The following is a 1,807-nucleotide window of genomic DNA, read 5'->3' as shown; positions in this document are numbered from 1 at the left end:
GGCGATGCAAGGGGCGTGTTGAAAAAGGCCCCGCTCTCGTCGCTGGCCCGAAACACGGTCTGCCCGCTACTGTCCGCGACGAGAGCGAAGGGCGCGGGGGTGGTGAAGTGGTTGGCCTTGCCGGATTCATCCAGCCACTGCGCTCCGGTGTTGCCGGCGCTGTCCGAGAGGCCGAAAAAGGCGTAGCGCGTCTTGTCGATGGAAAGCGCACCGAAGGGCAGGAACGGTTCGGCGCTGGAGAAAACAGTTTGCATACTTAGGCGGGTAAAACAGTGAGCAGCACGGCCGAGGGGTTGCCGCTGACGGCGGGCGTGGTGATCAGGCGGATGGTGTAGAGGCTGGCATCGCTGAGCGCGGCCACATCGGCGTTCAGGGCCGCCGCCACGGCGGCCGGGGTGCCGTTGCGGGCCGCCTCCATTGCCGCGCCGGCCTGAATAAGCTGCCCGGCAATGGAGGCGGCGTTTTCAGCCAGCACAATATTGGACAGGGCGCAGCGGCCCTCGCGCCGTAAATTGCTCGTGCGCCGGCCCGATTCGGTGGCCAGGTCCTTGCGCGGGTCTTCGCCGCCGCCGCCAACAAACGGCCGTTGGTCAATTAGCCATTCGCTTTCTGTTTGCTGTGAGCCGTTGGGGTTAGACACATTGGTTTGCGTTTTAGTTGCCGAACGTATTTCAGTAGCACCTTGCAAAAACACCTTACCGGCTTTATCAGAGCGACCAACAAAAAGAACACCTGGACCCTGTTTTGAATCAATTAAACAGGAGTCCAAATAAACAAGATTTGGACCCATATCGTCCCGGTGCGTTACCAAAACGCCGGGGCTACCTAATGCATCAGTAAAGAATCGGCAACCGCGCAAAACAAACTCTGTGCTGTGCGTTCCGAAATTACCAGCGCCAAAACAATACACATACCCGCCTTTTCGAAAATTTGCATCTTCTACGGTATAGCGGGCCATTGTTGTGGCCTGACGGAAACCGACTAGGAATTGATAGAAATTCCCGCCCTTCCAATAAAAGCGAAAGTCAATTAAATTGCCTGCAAAGTTTCCGGCGTTTATTGATATGTTAATATTTACGCCGGGCATACAGTAAACCCGTATTCTTTTCTCAAATAGCAAAGAGCCGCCGTTCCCGTATGCTGGAAAGCCGTTTTCTACCGCTCCAGAACCGCCCGGCATTATCAGCATAATATCCTCATCTTGCCCCGCATTATATGCGTCCTGAATAGTCGGGAACGGTTTGTGCGGGTTGCCTCTTACGCCCGATTCTGTTTGTCCGTAGCCATGCACCCAAAGTATTTTTGTCGTTCCGCTTGGCTTGTACGGTGCGTTGTTTTGCAGGTCGGATATTGCTTGCGTTACGGCTTCGCTTTCGCCTAATGGCTTGTAGTTGGCAGTATTGCCGGGGGGCGAACTTTGCCCGTTTAGCAGGTCGTTCAGCGTTAGGTATAGCAGCCCCTCGAAAACGACAAATGCGTATTTCTTTTGCGGGCCGGGTGCCCATTCCGCTGTAACAGCTTTAACCGCGGATATAAGTTCTTCCAGCGCGTCATCGGCCGCGTCTACGTAGGCTTTGGTTACGTCGCCGCCGGGGCCGCCGTCGCCGGTGGGCAGCGGGCTAACCGTATCGGCCACCACGTCGTATATAGCCGGCTCCGCTGCCCCGGTAGCCGGATTCAGCCAAGCCACCAGCGAATCGAGCCGCGAGCCGCTGTCGCCCAGCACCCGGGTAAAGACGTTGCCGGCCGCGCCGCGCACGATTTCGTACTGCCGGCCGGGCACCAGCTCTTCCTCGGCAATCAGGCT

Annotated in this window: 2 protein-coding genes; both read right to left on the bottom strand. The window is 57.2% G+C overall.

The window, feature by feature from the left end; translation table 11 throughout:
* On the bottom strand, positions 1-254 hold a 254-nt coding region (locus HW554_RS20085; protein WP_176910310.1), incomplete at its 3' end, for a hypothetical protein.
* Between the two features lie 2 nt (positions 255-256).
* Positions 257-1,807: hypothetical protein (locus tag HW554_RS20080; protein WP_176910309.1), on the bottom strand; the 1,551-nt coding region annotated here is incomplete at its 5' end.

Origin of the sequence: Hymenobacter lapidiphilus, from assembly GCF_013377885.1 — a bacterium.
Taxonomy (GTDB): domain Bacteria; phylum Bacteroidota; class Bacteroidia; order Cytophagales; family Hymenobacteraceae; genus Hymenobacter; species Hymenobacter lapidiphilus.
The sequence above is the reverse complement of the archived record's forward strand: the minus strand, read 5'-3'. Positions and strand labels throughout refer to the sequence as shown.